Here is a 17,523-nt window from a genome sequence, read left to right as displayed (position 1 = left end):
CTCGCAAAGGTTTGAATGTCGTCATTAAGTAAAAAGTTAGTTATTGCAGGTGCAATGCTTTTATTGTTGCTTGTATTAGTTTTTTACGTTGGACGCGCTCACGACTATCAACAAGCAGAGCAACAAAGCCGTGTTCAAGCTACTCAGTTAAGTCGTTATTTTTCAAGCGAATTAGCACGATTTAAAACAATTCCGACCTTAGTCAGTGCCAATGATTTAGTTAAATCTTTTGTGGTTAAGCAAGGTATAGGCGAGCAGGCTGTTAATTATTATTTAGAAGATATTCAACGTGCCAGTGGTGCATCAGATGTCTATTTAATGGATTTAACAGGCTCGGTCGTGGCAAGTAGTAACTGGCAGGTTGATTACACCTTTTTGGGCAGTAATTTTGCTTTTCGGCCTTATTTTTATTTAGCCAAGCAGGGTGAAAAAGTAGCTTATTTTGCTTTAGGTATGCGCTCAAGTGAGCGGGGCATTTACTTTTCAGAGCCGGTTATTGATAAAGGTAAAGTTATTGCCGTTGTTACCTTAAAAGTGAATGCGAAAAAGTTTGAACAAGACCGCCAGCTACTTAATGCATCAGACAGCACCCACTTCTATATCGCATTAGAAGATAGCGTTATTGTGATGTCAGACGTTGAGGACTGGCGATTAAAGTCACTTGAATCGCTTAACGACGAACAAATGGCTGCTTTGGTTAAGTCGCGCCGCTACTTGTCTCATAAACCGAGTTTACTTAATCATAATCATAAGTCTTTAAGTGAACAAACCGCACAGCAAAATATTCAGCTTAATGGCAAGCAAGCGCGCTTTATTAGTGCCACAGAAACAATAGACATTATAAACGCCAAAGCCAGTGTGCTGGTGGATGTAACTAATGTGGAGCTTGCGCAAATACCTCGGCTGCTTTGGTTTAGTGTTTTTTATGCTATTGCTGTTGTGCTTATTCATATGGCGATGGTGCGCTTTGCGGGCTACAAAAAGCTTTTGTTTTCACGACATAGCCTTGAGCAAGAAGTAATTGAACGAACCCAAGCGCTCGAAAAAGCGCAAAAAGCACTGATCCAAACAGCTAAGCTTGCAACGATAGGTCAATTAAGTGCGGGCATTAACCATGAAATCAATCAGCCCTTAAGTGCCATGAACACTTATTTAGTAAGTGCAAAGAGGCTGCTTATTAAAGGCAATATTGAGCAAGCCAGCGAAAATTTAGTGCTGGTGCAATCTCTAATAGAGCGTGTTCACAAAATTGTCGCTCAGCTTAAGCATTTTAGTAAACCCGCACAAACCCAACTTAGGCAGCAAAGCTTAGCGAGCATGTTAAAAAATGCGTTAATGATCGCCAGCGCCCAGTTAAAGCAAGATGATATCGAGGTAAAAGCTGCTGATATTGATGCAAACATAACGGTGTGGGTCGATAGCGTTAAGTTTGAACAAGTATTGGTCAACGTGATCACCAATGCCAGCCAAGCTATGAGTGAATCTGAAAAGCGTGAATTGAGTTTTGACCTCGAACTATTTGATGACCGCGTAAAACTCTCTATTCTTGATACAGGCCCAGGTATTGATCAACATGCATTGGGTAATATCTTTGAGCCATTTTACAGTACTAAAACAAGTAACGGTTTGGGTTTAGGTTTATCTATTTCACGGCAAATTATCGACTCATTTAACGGTCGATTATCGGCGCATAACCGCCCTGAAGGCGGCGCACAATTTATAATAACCTTACAAACAAATAAGGAACCATCATGAGTGTAGTTGCAGCGACCTGTAATCAGGTAATCGTTATTGATGACGAAGCGGTGATCCGCGATTCATTAAAGCAACTCCTTGAGATTGAAGGTTATCAAGTTCAGTGTTTTAGTGAGCCAACGGCGGCACTTTCAAAATTGAGTCGTCGTTTTGAAGGGATCGTTTTAAGTGACATAAACATGCCAAAAATGGACGGTTTGGCATTTTTAGAACAAGTGAAAGCCTTTGATAGTGAACTTCCGGTTATTTTCCTGACTGGCTTTGCCGATGTATCTGTTGCCGTTAAAGCCATGCAGCTTGGCGCTTATGATTTATTCGAAAAACCATTAACAGAGCAATTGCTAGATTGTATCGCGCGCGCTTCAGAAAAACGTGCTTTAGTGATGGAAAACCGCGCCTTAAAAATCGCAGTAGAGAAAACCTCTGCGCCGGGTGTGCGAATTTTAGGTGAAACTGAGCAAATGCAACAAATGATGCATTTACTCAATGCAGTTATCGATACTCCCGCTGATGTTTTAATAGAAGGTGAAACTGGAACTGGTAAAGAATTAGTTGCCCGTTACTTACATGATCAAAGTAACAGATCAGCGGCTAACTTTGTTGCCATAAACTGCGGCGCAATCCCCGAGCAACTGATTGAAAGTGAGCTATTTGGTGCAGCCAGTGGCGCATATACAGGTGCTACGCAATCTCGCCAAGGTAAGTTTGAATTTGCTAAAGGCGGTACTGTCTTTTTAGATGAGATAGAGTCAACGCCTGCAAGTTTACAAGTAAAGTTATTAAGGGTGCTTGAAGAGCGTAAAGTAACGCCTGTAGGTGATAACCACGCCATTGATTTAGACGTGCGTATAGTTGCAGCGACCAAAGTAGACTTAATGACACTGGTCGAAGCAGGGGAGTTTAGAGCCGATTTATATTACCGCTTAAACTTAGTTAAAGTGAGTATTCCGGCATTACGAGACAGAAAGGCTGATATTCCACTGTTGTTTAAACATTTTAGCTCGATAGCGGCGACACGTTTTCATAAACCACCTGCACCACTCAGTAGTGAAGCAAAGCAGCGACTTCTTGCCTACGATTGGCCGGGTAATGTGCGAGAGCTTAGAAATCAGGCCGAACGTGCGGTATTGCTAGGCTCTGATCTGGCCTTTGCCTCGTACAGCGATGCAAACAGTGACAACGAACTTGCTCAAGACTTAAGCCTTGCCGAGAAAATTAGTTTTTATGAGCAATCACTTATCGAAGAAGCGCTCGAGCGTAACAATGGCAGCATAAAAGAGACTATGGCTACATTACAAATTGCTCGTAAAACCCTTTACGACAAGATGACCAAGTACGGTATTAATCGCGAAATGTTCAAAGACTAAGCAACCCTCTCACATTAAACTCTTCACAATGGGTGGAACTGGTGACAGCACATTTTTAAAAATGTGTGGATATCCACCCATAAAAAACAGCCTCTTTTACGTCAATAGAGTTAATTTGCTGTTATTTAACAGCTTTTTTAAAATTAACTAAGTTGGCAACCAACTTGCCTTAATAGTTAGGAACAACAATTTGAACCTAATAAGGGGCGCATAATGACAACAATATTCACTCATACAAAAACACGCGTAGCAGCGGCTGTGATTTTAGCGAGCACAGCTGGCTCAGCAATGGCAGCAGACTACGCGGTATACGGTAAAGCAGAAGTTCAAATAGCAAACACAGATACAGGCGTTATGCGCTATGCAGATGAAGGTACGCAAATCGAAGCACCTTTTTCTCGTATTGGTATTAAAGGTAGCCACAAACTAACTGAGTCGCTAAAAGCAGTATTCAAATACGAAGTTCAAGTAAAAGGCTTTGAACATGACGATACCAGCGAGCCATTTTCAGCTCGTAATACTTACTTAGGCCTTGCAGGCGATTTTGGTGAAGTGGTTGTCGGTCGTAACGACACCCGTTTTAAATATTCTGAAGGTAAAGTAGACGGTTTTAACGAAACCCAAGCTGATATCGCTCAGCTGATCCCCGGTCAAGACCGTATCGGCGATACCATTACTTACAGCTCAAAAACGTATGGTGGCGCATCACTTGCGCTAACTTATGCACCAAAAGATGATAGCAGCAATGATGAATCTGGTTATGCTGCAACGGTTATTTATGGTGACCGTGCATTAAAATCTAAAGACTACTATGTCGCTATCAGCCATGTTGATGCACTAAATAAGTTAACAGCAAGCCGTGTGGTTGCCGCATGGAAACATGAAAACCTACAGTTAGCAGGTTTATTCCAACGCAGTGAATCTACCGACGGTACGAAAGAAGGCAATGGCTATGCAATTAGTGCAAGCTACGCAATCGATAAATGGGTACCGAAACTGCAATACGTTAAAGATGACTCAAAGATTCGCCATGCTGAAGAAGGTAAACAATGGACAGCAGGTGTTGACTATGTTTTTGATAAACAAACCACAGCATACTTATTCTATACTGATTTAGATTTAGAACTTGAATCAGATAACAGCGTTGCAATTGGCCTTAAATACAAGTTCTAAGGAGTCGGTATGTCATTAGTAAATCAAACAAAAGATGGCTCACAGCCACGCCCATTAATGAGCACAGTAATGCTACTGCTGGGCCCATTAGTAATGTTATTAACTTGCTTAATCGATCCACCAGCGGGTATGAGTGTATCAGCACTACGTACCGCAGGCCTTGCATTTTGGATGGCTTCTTGGTGGGTAAGCGAAGTTGTGCCAATTCCTGCTACTTCATTATTGCCACTGGTTATATCACCTCTTGCTGGCATTGCAGCAATCAAAGGGGTCGCGTCACCTTATGCACACCCTTTGATCTTTTTATTCTTAGGCGGCTTTTTGATCTCAATCGCGATGGAGCGTTGGGGTTTACATAAGCGTATTGCTCTTAATACCATGCTTCGTGCTGGTACTAAGCCAAGCCTACAAATTTTAGCCATGATGTTAGTAACGGCATTTTTATCAATGTGGATGTCAAATACAGCAACTGCTGTGATGATGCTACCAATTGCTATGTCGATTACTATGTTGGTTAAACAGTCTAACCCTGAAAATGATCAATTTGGTAAAGCGTTGTTATTATCAATCGCTTATGGTGCAAGTATCGGTGGTATTGCTACTTTAATTGGTACCCCACCTAATGCACTTATGGCTGCGTATTTATCAGACAGCTACAAAATTGATATTGGCTTTGCTGAGTGGATGAAAGTAGGTGTACCACTTGCAACTGTTATGCTGGCTTTATGTTGGGTTTGGTTAACTAAGTTTGCTTATAAAGTAGATACCGATTGTGCCAAAGCAGCAAGTAAAGATACTAAATCGTTATTCTTATCGCAGTTACAAGAGCTTGGTGCAATGCAGCGCGCTGAAAAAGGCGTAGCAGCCGTGTTTGTTTTAGCGGCAGTATGCTGGATCTTCAGACCTCTACTGGCTGATTTTTCAGGCTTAAAAATCTCTGATACGGGTATTGCTATTGCTGCAGCATTATTATTGTTCGTGTTACCAGCAAACAAAGGTGATGGTGAGCGTATTCTTGATTGGGAAAGTGCAGCTAAAGTACCGTGGGGCGTGTTACTACTATTCGGTGGTGGCTTAACACTGGCTGCGCAAATTAAATCATCTGGTCTTGCTGAATACATTGCTCACATGATTGAAGGGGCGAGTGCAATTCCATTGGTATTAAGTGTTCTAGCAGTGGCAACCTTAATCACTTTCTTAACTGAGATCACTAGTAACACAGCTACAGCGGCAGGTTTCTTACCACTATTAGGCCCTGTTGCTGAGTCAGTATTTGGTACACCGCTGGTATGGGTAATTCCTGCGGCTATTGCGTGTAGCTGTGCGTTCATGATGCCAGTTGCGACACCGCCTAATGCGATAGTGTTCGGCTCTGGGCAAATCCAAATGCGCGATATGATCCGCTCTGGCTTTGCACTGAACATAATTGCTATTGCGATGATCACGGTAGTTACGATGACTATTGCCGCAGTGGTATTTGGTTTTTAGTTAAGCCTTTAAGTTTTCAACCTATTCCAACCAATAACAGCGCTCACTATGAGCGCTGTTTTTACATTTATTAAGTTGCTCAGATAAATATAGCTAGTTATAGTGGCTAAAATCGTTTATCAAGAGATGATGTTTTGACTGATATACACGCACAATTACAGAGTGAATTTATAAAACTCAACGATGCTTTTATGGCCGAGCCTTATTTAGCTATTGATAAGCGTATAAAGCTTTTAAAAACGATTAAATCCCGCCTAATTGAAAATGAGCAAGCCTTAGTTGCAGCAACAAGTAAAGACTTTGGTTACCGTACCGAGTTCGATACGGTACTCGGTGATTTACTGCCAACGGTAAAATCATTAACCGACACCATAAAGCGCTTACCTAAATGGTCACGAAACGAATCACGCAGTGTGGGTATCAGTTTATGGCCTTCATCGGCACACATTCATTACCAACCTAAAGGGGTCGTGGGTGTTATCGCGCCGTGGAATTACCCCATTCAATTAGCATTAGTACCGGCTCTTAGCGCATTAGCAGCGGGTAATCGCGTGATGTTAAAACTAAGCGAATTTACCCCACATACTAATGCTGTTATTAAGCAAATAATGGACAGTGACGTTGCTGAGCACTGCATTATTGTTGAAGGCGAAGCCGACACTGCCGCCTCTTTTTGTGATTTACCTTTTGCTCATTTACTATTTACTGGCTCAACTTCAGTAGGGCGTAAAGTGATGCAAGCGGCCAGTAAAAACCTCACCCCAGTGACCCTTGAGTTAGGCGGTAAATCACCGGTTGTGATTCTTGACGATATGAATATCAAAGAGGCTGCAAAAACTCTGTTATTTGGCAAGTTAAACAACGCAGGGCAAATATGTGTTGCGCCTGATTATGTGTTTGTGCCCCAAAAGCTTGAGCATCAGTTAGTTCTGCAACTCAGTGAGCTGTATAAAAAGCACTTTAAACAAGGTGTTGAAGGTAAGAACCTCACCTCGATTGTCTCTGATAGGCAATATCAACGCTTAATTGCGACACTTAATGATGCAAAAGACAAAGGGGCTCAAGTATTCGAGCCAATAGAAGGGCATCAAGTTGATGAACTCAAACATCGCATGGGTTTGCATATTTTAACGCAAGTTAATGATGATATGCGGGTAATGCAAGAAGAGATCTTTGGCCCTTTACTGCCAATTATGAGTTATGAATCACTGCAACAGGTGATTGACACTATCAACGCCGACTCATCACCTCTTGCCTTGTATCTTTTCGGCCATGATAAAGAGAAAATCAGCAAGTTAAGTTCATCAATCAGAAGTGGAACATTGGCAATTAACGATGTACTAATGCAGGTAACAGCAGATCAACTACCATTTGGTGGTATTGGTGAGTCAGGGATGGGGCACTATCATGGTATTGAGGGCTTTAAAACCTTTAGCCATGCAAGAAATACCTTAGTATCAGGTAAGTTTAATCCACGTACCGGCTTGTTGCTAAAGCAAAATAAGTTGCTGATCAAATTATTAAAATGGATGTACTTGCGCCGTTAAGCGCAAGTACTATGCGTATTTATAAACGCCCATCAGGTGCGTATAAACCAGCCTGAATTTTTGCATAAATCGCGTCTGCTTTTTCTTTCGCTGCTTCAATTTCTGCTGGCATCATATTACGCTCATCAAGCTTACGACTATGGCTTGCATCCATGTTCCCGTTGTATTCCGCAATGGTATTCCAAATGTATGATTTCTCGAGGTTCTTAGGAACTCCTAAACCCTCGTAATACATCAATGCCATATTAAACTGAGCAAGAGTAAAGTTATTTGCTGCCGCTTTTTGGTACCAGCTAAGCGCTGTACGGTAATCTTGAATTACCCCTTCGCCATTGGCGTACATAACCCCTAAATTAAACTGCGCTGCTGGGTGATTTTTTTGTGATGCCATTTCATATAATGAAATTGCTTTTTCTTTATCAAGTTTGACACCTTTACCTTCTTGATAAAGCACACCCAATGCAAACATTGAATCAGCATGTACTTTTTTAACTGCCTTTTCGTACAACTCTGCCGCTTTTTGGTAGTTGCGTTGTACACCAAAGCCACCTTCGTACATTTTAGCAAGCTCATACATTGCAGGGGCATAACCTCTGTCTGCAAGGTAATTAAATTCATGAAGTGCTTCTTCAAAACGACCTTCATTCGCCGCTAATTGGGCATCTTCAAGACTGGCATTTGCTAAAGGTGACAAGATTAACGTGCTAGCGAGCAATAGTGTTTTAAAATTAGGCTTGATCATAGTCTGCCTCCAAATGTGTGTTAGGTATCAACAGCAAAGCATTGAGCTATTGATAAAATGCATTGCCAAACAGCCACTGAGCAAAACATCACTTTTAGTTTAGCCCTAACAGCTGCAAATGCCCAATTTATAGACAGCGGCAAGCTTTGCAATTAACAAGTAGGCTTAAGATACAGATTTTACAGAAAAATTAAAGAAATAAAAAAAGCCCGTAGCGGGCTTTTTCGTGTCATATCTACCGTCACCGATATGAGCAATGTAGCAAGTAAAGTGTAACGTTTTATGTCTATGTTTGGGTCGAGGAAACAGACGACAATCAAGAGTTACGTCTTGAACTAACTTGGCAAAACAGCATCAAAGCCTTTAACAGTATGATGTTGCTGTGAGAATAGTTTAGCGAACCAAGTTGTTGATAACGATTATTACTTAGGTTTAACTGTTCGTCAATACTTAAATGATAATTAATTTCATTTAATTGCTATTGCTGAATATTTGTTCTCGGTGGTATGTTTAATTTGTTTTGAAACAGGATTTGAAAAAACTACAATGAAAAAGCTATCAAAGTATCTAATCGTATTTAGTTTATTGTTTACAGTAGCGGGGTGTTCTCCTAGCTTCACTTACAATAACTTAGGTTGGTTATCAGGGTTTTGGATTGATGATTATGTTGACCTCAACAGTGACCAAGCTGATAAATTTAAGCATATCGTCAAAACCAGCCGCGATTGGCATCGAGAAACACAACTTCCTTTATACAAACGTGATCTTGAAAGTTTAAAGGCCATGTTAGATAAGCAAGTTGACCATAACGAACTTAAAGCACACTTTGTACAAGCAAAGCAGCATTGGCAAACGCTGGTTGATAAAATCGAGCCTGAACTTATCGATTTAGCAAACGCTCTTTCTTATGAACAGCGTGTTGAGTTTGTTGCAGCACTGCAAGAAAACATTAACGATGAATACCAAGAGCACGAAGAGAAAACGCCAGAGCAACATAGAAAAGAACGTTTAGAAGAAAACCTTGAAAACTATAAAGAGTGGTTCGGTACCAAGCTATCTGCACAGCAACAAACACTGATAGAGAACTCATCAAATACGCGAGTCAGTACATTTTTACTGTGGATGCAGTACAAGCAAAAGCGTTTAGATGCATTAAAAGCGCTATTTATGCAAAAGCAAAAACCAGCAGATTTTGATAGTCAACTCGCTGTTATCATTAATGACCGTTTTGCATTTATGAGCGATGAGTTAGTTGCCGCCGATGATAAAAATCTCGATAACTACGTTAACTTACTATTGGAGCTAAAACCTACATTAACCGATAAACAGCGTCGTAACGTACGCGATGAGTTTGATGAGTTAATTGAAGAGGTCAGTGACTTGATTAATGATTAGCTGCTAGGTGCTCGTTGTGCTTGGACGCGCAGTAAAATCGCTGCTTGTTAGCATCTTGTACCTTATAGCACATTTTCTCATTTGAAAATAAAAGTTAAAAAGTATTAGTTTTTCTGGCGTTTATGTAAACGTTTGCATTTCTATGCAAGTTTACTTAATAACTTGTTCCTAAATTTGTTGTTTCGCGTTAAAATTAAGCAACGACAACAATAACGAGAAACCTGATGGATATTGGGGCGCTAAGAGGCACTCAAGCTTTACGAAATAACGTTCTTAAATGGATGGGCTTTTGTTTGGGTGTATTGGCAGGAATATTCGCTGGTTTTAATCTTTTTATTAATGACTTTTTTGTTCTTGGGGCATTAGAAGTCGTTTTTGCATCGTTTTGTTTTTATATCTTTTTTTATACTCGAAGACGCAATGGTCATCTTTGGCAATCACTCACATTGTGCGTTTTCTTATCGCTACTCATCACGTTAGGCACGTATCTCAGCGACATTAAAAGTTTGTTGTTTATTTGGACTTGCTCACTACCGGTCCTGTTTTATCTGTTATTAGGTAAACAATACGGCAAAGTTTTGTCGCTGATAGTGGCTGTGCTACAAGGTGTTATTCTATTAACCAAATCAAGTCTTGAACCTCTCAATAGTGTTAACTTTTTACTTAATTTTTCGTTTACCTACATCAGTATCTGGGCGGTATCGCATACTTTTGAGAATAGCCGTGCAGAATATGGTAAGCGGCTCGAAAACTTAGCCTTACTTGATCCTTTAACCGGGGCAGGTAACCGCTTGGCGATGACCCATTATTTTGAAGTTGAACTAAAAAACAAAAACGGCTTGTTTATTTTAATGCTCGACCTTGATTACTTTAAGAATATTAATGATCAGTATGGCCACGATGTGGGCGACCGCATTCTCATTGAAGTCACCAGTTTCTTTAGGCAACGCATTAGTAAAGGCTACGTATTTCGTATCGGCGGTGAGGAGTTTGCTATCTTCTTACCTGACAGCGACCCGCAAAGTGCCTATGAATTTGCAGATATGCTGCGCGAGCACTTAGCAACAACCATCCACAACATTGATGAGCAAGCCATTAATTTGACCATTAGTATTGGTGTTGCTTGCTACATGCCAAATCAAACCCTGAAAAACTTTATTAAACGTGCTGACGATGCGCTATACCAAGCAAAACAGCAAGGCCGAAATAGAGTAGTAACGGCGTATGAATTAAGCCAACAAAATAAAGCGAGTTAGTGCTTTAAAGTTAACCTTTGTACATAGTATCAAAGTCAGGAATGTTTGCTTCCCATACTGGAATATCTTTGCCTATGTATTCACGCATGGCATCAAAGAATAAACGTGTTCTTACTGGTAAGTCTCTGTGTGGGTAAACCGCATACACTGCGCTGTAATCGAGTAATTCAATATCGGTTAAAATAGGCACGAGATCGCCACGTTTAACTTCATCGTCAAGAATAAATGCCGGTGCTAGCACATAAGCATTGCCTGAAATAGCCTTCATTAAGAGTACTTCGGCATCGTTCGCACGAAAGACGCTTTTGATATTTTGCTCAATAATATCGCCATCAGCATTACGATAACGAATACCGCCAATGCGTTTACTTGGGCTTGAATAGCTAGCTGCAGGTAGATCTTTTAAGTCTTCAACTTGCTTTGGCATACCGTAAGTTTCGATGAACTCAGGTGAGGCTAAAAGTAACATGCGGTTGCGGGCTATTTTACGGGCAATAAATGATGAGTCTTTTGGCTCTCCAACACGAAAAGCTAAATCATAGCCCTCTGATACTAAATCAATTAGTCTGTCGTCTAAACGAAGCTCTACTTCAACTTGCGGAAAACGTTTTTGAAAGTCGTTAATGACTGGCTGAATATAACGCTTACCGATAATACTTGATGAGGTAATTTTTAACGTACCACGGGGTTCTTGGTGGTAATTCTCTGCAAGTCTTACGGTATCTGATAGCAAATCTCTGAGTTCAGATGCTTTTTTTACCATTTCAGCGCCAGCGGCAGTCAACGAAAAAGAGCGCGTAGTTCGATTAAGTAAACGCACTCCTAATTCATCTTCAAGACGGCTAATTTGTTTTGAAATGACTGAGCGGTCTATATTTCTAGACTCTGCGGCCTTGGCAAATGAGCCTCGTTCAATCACTTCAAGCAACATTAATAAGCGGCTGGTGGTATCCATAGCAGTTCCTTAAACTTTATTGGTGCCATTTTGGCATTAATGAATTTAAAAATCCATTATTTTTATCCGCTAATTAGTTCCGTAACATTGTCTCCAATCTATTAACAGGAGAGTCGTGATGAACAAATCTATTCTTGCAGTGGCAGTGACCATTGCGAGCTTAACGCTTGCAGGATGTGGCACAGAAGCCAATCAAGCAGCGCAGCAACAACATTTACAACCAATCGATGTAGCACAAGTGCTTGTTAAGCCAGTACAAAATTGGCACACCTATACAACGCGCTTAGAAGCGCCACAAGAAGTTGCACTTATGCCGCGAGTTTCGGGTGTTATCGATAAAATTAACTTTAAAGAAGGTGACAGCGTTAAAGAAGGTGATTTGCTTTTCACCCTTGATGCTCGTCCATTTGCTGCCGTAGTAGATAGCTTAAAGGCACAAATCGAAAGTGCTAAGGCAGCACTTGAGCAAGCTAAAAGTGAAGCAAAACGCGCAGATCGCTTAACAGAGCGAAAAGCGATTTCAACGGAGCAAGCTGAGTCTCGTAAATCAACACTAAGACAACGCGAAGCACAATTGCTAGCACTACAAGCTGAGCTTACTGCCGCTGAGCTTGATTTAGCATTTACGCAAGTGCGTTCGCCAATTGATGGCGTTGTATCTCGCGCGAATATCACCAAAGGTAACAATGTTCTTGCAGGTCAAAGCGTATTAACAAGCATTGTTTCAAACCAGCAAATGTATGCTTATTTTGATATTGATGAGCGTACGTGGAATCGGTCATTTGCTGATGTGACAGCGCAAAGTGAACAAGCTGTTGTGATGCAAAAAGTGGGTCAAACCAGCTTTAACTACAATGGCAAAATCAACTTCATTGATAACCAAATCAACGAAACCACCGGCACTCTTCGTGTACGTGCAGTGTTTGAAAACGATGAACAACAATTACGTGCAGGTTCATTTGCTCGTATCAAACTTGCTGCCAATAAAGTGAGCGAAAAAGTCATCGTGCCAGAACGTGCAATTGGTACTGATTTAAAGAATCGCTTTGTACTTACCGTAGGTGAAGGCAATGTTCTTGAATATAAATTAGTGAATGTTGGTGAGCGTTACGGCAGCTTACGAGCGATTACATCGGGTCTAAACGAAAATGATGTGATTGCTGTAAATGGCCCGGCGCGTGTTGGTCCTGGTATGCCTATTTCACCAAACACAGTCACTATTAATAGCGATGGAATTGCATTCACTCTTTCAAATAATCACTCAGATTTGGTTGCTAAACAGTAGGTCAAAATGAAATTTTCACACTTTTTTATCCAGCGACCCATCTTTGCAGCGATGCTGTCGCTTATCTTTCTCATTGCAGGGGCAATCTCGTTATTTCAATTGCCAGTGAGTGAGTACCCAGAGGTAGTGCCACCAACTGTTGTTGTGACGGCAAGTTACCCGGGTGCAAACCCAACGGTGATTGCCGAAACGGTAGCGACGCCGCTTGAACAAGAAATCAATGGTACTGAAAACATGTTGTATATGTTTTCGCAAGCGACCAGTGATGGCCGTATGACTTTAACAGTTACCTTTGCATTAGGAACTGATTTAGACCGTGCGCAAGTACAAGTGCAAAACCGTGTTAACAGTGCGCTTCCACGCTTACCGCAAGAAGTTCAGCGTTTAGGTGTTGTCGCCGAAAAATCATCACCAGATTTAACCATGGTGGTGCATTTATATTCGCCAGAAAAAACGCATGATACAACTTACTTAGCGAACTATGCTGATTTGTATATCAAAGACCATATTGCCCGTCTTCCTGGTGTGGGTGATGTTCGTATGTTTGGCGGTGGTCAGTACTCAATGCGTGTTTGGCTTAACCCTGATGCACTCTCTGCACGTGACTTAACAGCCATGGACGTAGTAAATGCATTACGCGCGCAAAACCAGCAGGTTGCTGCGGGTAGTTTAGGTGCACAACCAACTTCGAAAAGTAATCAATTTCAAATTCTGATGAATGTAAAAGGGCGCTTAAGCTCAAAAGAAGAATTTGAAAATGTGATCATCAAAGTAGGTGAGCAAGGTCAGCTTACACGTTTAAGTGATGTCGCACGCCTTGAATTAGGCCAAGACACTTATGCACTAAGAGCGATGTTAGATGGTCAACCAGCACTTGCTATGCCTGTTTTCCAACGCCCTGGTTCTAATGCGATAGAGCTTTCTGATCAAGTGCGTGAAACCATGAAAGTATTATCAAAAGACTTTCCGGCAGGTGTTGAATACGACATTGTTTATGACCCAACTGTATTCGTACGCGGCTCAATTGATGCTGTTATTAAAACGCTACTAGAGGCAATCGCGTTAGTGGTAATCGTTGTCGTGGTGTTTCTACAGACATGGCGTGCATCGGTAATCCCACTGATTGCAGTACCAGTGTCTTTGATTGGTACGTTTGCGGTTATGCAATGGTTAGGTGTATCGATTAATACCTTATCGTTATTCGGCTTGGTACTTGCCATTGGTATTGTTGTTGATGATGCCATCGTGGTGGTTGAAAACGTTGAGCGTAATATCGAGCAAGGTTTATCACCACTTGAAGCAACAAGAGTTGCGATGACCGAAGTAACAGGGCCGATTATCGCCATTGCACTTGTACTGTGTGCGGTATTTATTCCTACGGCTTTTATTACGGGTTTATCTGGTCAATTTTATAAGCAATTTGCATTAACCATTACTATTTCAACGGTTATCTCAGCGTTTAACTCGTTAACATTATCACCTGCGTTATCGGCGTTACTATTAAAAGGTCATGATGCAAAACCAGACCGCTTAACTAAGTTATTAAACCGTGTATTCGGTAATTGGCTGTTTAAACCTTTTAACCGCTTGTTTGATAAAGGCGCTAATGGCTACGAAAAGCTGGTACAAAAACTAATTCGTATGAGTGTAATTGTATTAGTTGCTTATGTTGCACTTGTTGGTGGCACAGTTAAATTGTTTGATGCTGTACCGGGTGGTTTTATTCCACAGCAAGATAAGCAATATTTAGTGGCTGTAGCACAGTTGCCTGATGCGGCAAGCTTAGACAGAACCCAAGAAGTTGTGCAAGAAATGGAACAAATTGCATTACAAGTACCGGGTGTTGCAAACACAGTATCGTTTCCTGGTTTATCGGTGAATGGTTTCACAAATAGCCCAAATAGCGGCATTATGTTTACTCCACTTGCCCCTTTTGAAGAACGCCAAGATCCGAGTATGTCAGCAATGGCAATTGCGGCTCAGTTAAATCAAAGGTTTGCGACTATTGATGAAGCGTTTGTTGCGGTATTCCCACCACCACCAATTCAAGGTTTAGGAACAACAGGTGGCTTTAAACTACAAATTGAAGACCGTGCTAACAAAGGCTTTGAGGCACTCTTTAATAGCTTACAAGCAACCATTGCTAAAGCACAGCAAGACCCTGCGTTAATGGGCCTATACTCAACCTTTAGAATTCAAGTACCACAAATGGATATCGACATTGACCGTGAGCAAGCGCTTATTCAAGGTATTCCACTTGATGAAGTATTTAATGCCTTACAAGTGTACTTAGGTTCTGTGTACGTGAATGACTTTAACTTGTTTGGTCGTACTTATCAGATCAATGCGCAAGCTGATGCAGATTACCGTCAAGATCCAGATCAAATCTTGAATCTTAAGGTACGTAACCGTATGGGTGAGATGGTGCCATTAGGCTCTGTATTAACTGTCACACCAACAACAGGCCCAGATCGTGTAATGCACTATAACGGTTATCCAACAGCTGAACTAAATGGTAGCCCTGCGCCAGGTTATAGCTCAGACCAAGCACAGCATGCGATTGAAGTAATCCTTGCCGATACATTACCAAATGGTATCGAGTTTGAATGGACAGAAGTAACGTATCAGCAAATATTAGCGGGTAATACCATGGTGTATGTTTTCCCACTGGTTGTATTACTTGTGTTCATGGTACTTGCTGCGCAATACGAGAGCTTAAGATTACCACTGGCCATTATTTTGATTGTGCCTATGACGATTTTCTCGGCCTTGTTAGGTGTGTGGCTTGTTGGTGATGACAACAACATCTTCACGCAAATCGCATTAATCGTACTGGTTGCACTGGCAAGCAAAAACGCCATCTTGATGGTTGAATTTGCACGAGATCAGCATAAAACGGGGCTGTCTCACCTTGAAGCCATTATTAAAGCGTGTCGCTTAAGACTTCGCCCAATTTTAATGACGTCAATTGCCTTTACAGCAGGTGTTGTACCCCTTGTTTTAGCAACTGGTGCAGGTGCAGAGATGCGTCATGCCATGGGTAACGCGGTATTCTCAGGCATGATTGGTGTAACCGTGTTTGGCTTATTGTTCACCCCGGTGTTTTATATGTTAGTAACTAAAAAATCGCAGAAGGAGCAACATGATGCATAAGCCTCTTCATGCAATCTTTAAACACGGCAAACTAGTTAGTGCAATGCTGTTAGCCGGAGCACTGGCAGGCTGCGCACAAAGCGTCGATATGAAAGAGCAGCAAGTGAGCCTGACACAATTTGTTAGCGATACACAAATTGGTGAACAAAACGAAGGTGCGAGCGAGAATAATTGGTGGCGCCGTTTAGATTCGCCGCAGTTAAACAATTTAGTGACTGATGCATTAGCAATGAATCACGACCTAAAAACCAGTCAACTTCAACTTGATGCAGCCATTGCCCGTTTAGGTGCAGCCCGCGCGGATTATTATCCGCAGGGCAGCCTAAGCGTAGGCGCAGAGCGCAGCAGCTTAGATGGCGCAATTACGCGCCAATCAAACGCTGGTGTTAATGTTAATTGGCAGCTTGATTTGTTTGGTCGTATTACAGCGCTGGTGGATGCAGCTAATGCGGGTGCATTAAACCAAGCAGAGCAGCTAAGAGCATTACAGGTTGAAGTGGTTTCAGCCGTAGTGCAAGGCTATGTGAGCTATCAAGGTAATGTGCAAAAGCAAGCTATCATTGAGATGCAAATCGAGGCGCTTGAGCAAAGTATTGATGTGCTCAAAGCGCGAGTAGAAGAGGGGGTTGCGAATGAGCTTGATCTTAACCGTACTCTTGCGCAGTTAAAGCAGCAACAAGCGCTTATTCCTGAGCTTAGTTATTTGCAATATCGTGACCTCGCAACCCTTGCGGTACTAACTGGTCGACTTGCAAGCGACATAACCTTGATAGAAGAGCCTGAGTTATTAAGCCACGAATTTAGCGTGTCGTTTAATAAAGCCAGTGAAGCAATGGCACTCAGACCAGATATCACCAGTGCTTTGTATCAGTTTAGTCAGGCTTATTCGCTAAGTGTTGCCGCCTCAAAAGCACTTCTGCCAGATATTAGTTTGGCAGGGTTTGCAGGTGTGGTGAGCTTAACCAGTAATGACTTAGAAGATACTGTGCAACAATGGCAAGTAACACCAAAAGTTGAATGGTCATTGCTCAGCTATCCTGCATTATTAGCTCAGCGTGATGCACAGCAGTTTTTAAGTGAAGCCGCTTACAGTGACTATCAAAGTAAAGTATTAAAAGCCATTAGCGATAGTGAACTTACTTTACAAAGACTAGTCAAACAACAGCAACAGTTAAGTTATGCTGATCAGCGTTTTAATTATGCGAATAAAGCATTTGGTCAAGCTCAAGCAATGTATCAAGAAGGACAAATTCCTTACTTAGAGTTGTTAGATGCGAGACAGGATGTTTTAATAGCGCAAGAGAACGCTGTTGATTCAACAATTGCTTCATTACAGGCCAAAGTAAGTGCTTATCAAGCGTTTAATGGTCGTTGGAGCTTTGAACTAAACAACCTTTAACCCAGAGT

Annotated in this window: 12 protein-coding genes; 10 read left to right on the top strand and 2 right to left on the bottom strand. The window is 41.6% G+C overall.

Annotated features, from left to right (window positions below; all coding sequences use genetic code 11):
• Positions 1-15 precede the first annotated feature (15 nt).
• The 5 genes from HUS61_RS05765 to HUS61_RS05745 all read left to right on the top strand — a co-directional run bounded on the left by HUS61_RS05765 (position 16) and on the right by HUS61_RS05745 (position 7,330).
• Entirely contained in the window at positions 16-1,755 is a 1,740-nt protein-coding gene (locus HUS61_RS05765) for an ATP-binding protein (RefSeq protein WP_175081479.1), read from the top strand.
• A complete protein-coding gene (locus HUS61_RS05760; RefSeq protein WP_058584268.1) occupies positions 1,752-3,122 on the top strand; it encodes a sigma-54 dependent transcriptional regulator in 1,371 nt (456 codons plus the stop codon). The genes HUS61_RS05765 and HUS61_RS05760 overlap by 4 nt, the downstream gene beginning before the upstream one ends.
• Before the next feature lie 213 nt (positions 3,123-3,335).
• Entirely contained in the window at positions 3,336-4,295 is a 960-nt protein-coding gene (locus tag HUS61_RS05755; protein WP_175081478.1) for a porin, read from the top strand.
• 57 nt (positions 4,296-4,352) lie between these two features.
• Positions 4,353-5,783, top strand: a complete 1,431-nt coding sequence (locus HUS61_RS05750; protein ID WP_251604343.1) for an SLC13 family permease — start codon at positions 4,353-4,355, stop codon at positions 5,781-5,783.
• A gap of 191 nt (positions 5,784-5,974) precedes the next feature.
• Positions 5,975-7,330, top strand: coding sequence for a coniferyl aldehyde dehydrogenase (locus HUS61_RS05745; RefSeq protein ID WP_175081715.1), 1,356 nt, complete (start codon positions 5,975-5,977; stop codon positions 7,328-7,330).
• A 19-nt stretch (positions 7,331-7,349) separates the two neighbouring features.
• On the opposite strand, the gene HUS61_RS05740 is transcribed toward HUS61_RS05745, so the two are convergent.
• Positions 7,350-8,072, bottom strand: coding sequence for a tetratricopeptide repeat protein (locus HUS61_RS05740; protein WP_175080098.1), 723 nt, complete (start codon positions 8,070-8,072; stop codon positions 7,350-7,352).
• Between the two features lie 546 nt (positions 8,073-8,618).
• Between HUS61_RS05740 and HUS61_RS05735 the strand changes: the two genes are divergently transcribed.
• Both HUS61_RS05735 and HUS61_RS05730 read left to right on the top strand, forming a co-directional pair.
• Complete coding sequence (locus HUS61_RS05735; RefSeq protein WP_175081477.1) at positions 8,619-9,467, top strand: DUF6279 family lipoprotein; 849 nt, start codon at positions 8,619-8,621, stop codon at positions 9,465-9,467.
• Positions 9,468-9,691: 224 nt separating this feature from the next.
• The gene (locus HUS61_RS05730) at positions 9,692-10,723 is read left to right on the top strand and encodes a GGDEF domain-containing protein (protein ID WP_175081476.1); all 1,032 of its coding nucleotides are present in this window, start codon (positions 9,692-9,694) and stop codon (positions 10,721-10,723) included.
• Between the two features lie 10 nt (positions 10,724-10,733).
• Here HUS61_RS05730 and HUS61_RS05725 read toward each other — a convergent pair whose 3' ends face one another.
• Positions 10,734-11,678 (bottom strand): LysR family transcriptional regulator, encoded by a 945-nt coding sequence (locus tag HUS61_RS05725; RefSeq protein WP_175081475.1) that lies wholly within the window; start codon positions 11,676-11,678, stop codon positions 10,734-10,736.
• Between the two features lie 118 nt (positions 11,679-11,796).
• Here HUS61_RS05725 and HUS61_RS05720 point away from each other — a divergent pair, with 118 nt between their 5' ends.
• The 3 genes from HUS61_RS05720 to HUS61_RS05710 are packed head-to-tail and all read left to right on the top strand — an operon-like array spanning position 11,797 to position 17,515.
• Entirely contained in the window at positions 11,797-12,963 is a 1,167-nt protein-coding gene (locus HUS61_RS05720) for an efflux RND transporter periplasmic adaptor subunit (protein ID WP_175081474.1), read from the top strand.
• Between the two features lie 6 nt (positions 12,964-12,969).
• Positions 12,970-16,116, top strand: a complete 3,147-nt coding sequence (locus tag HUS61_RS05715) for an efflux RND transporter permease subunit (RefSeq protein ID WP_175081473.1) — start codon at positions 12,970-12,972, stop codon at positions 16,114-16,116.
• Positions 16,109-17,515, top strand: a complete 1,407-nt coding sequence (locus HUS61_RS05710) for a TolC family protein (protein WP_175081714.1) — start codon at positions 16,109-16,111, stop codon at positions 17,513-17,515. The genes HUS61_RS05715 and HUS61_RS05710 overlap by 8 nt, the downstream gene beginning before the upstream one ends.
• Positions 17,516-17,523: the final 8 nt, after the last annotated feature.

Origin of the sequence: Pseudoalteromonas sp. 0802 (assembly GCF_013350085.1) — a bacterium.
Taxonomy (GTDB): Bacteria; Pseudomonadota; Gammaproteobacteria; order Enterobacterales; family Alteromonadaceae; genus Pseudoalteromonas.
The sequence above is the reverse complement of the archived record's forward strand: the minus strand, read 5'-3'. Positions and strand labels throughout refer to the sequence as shown.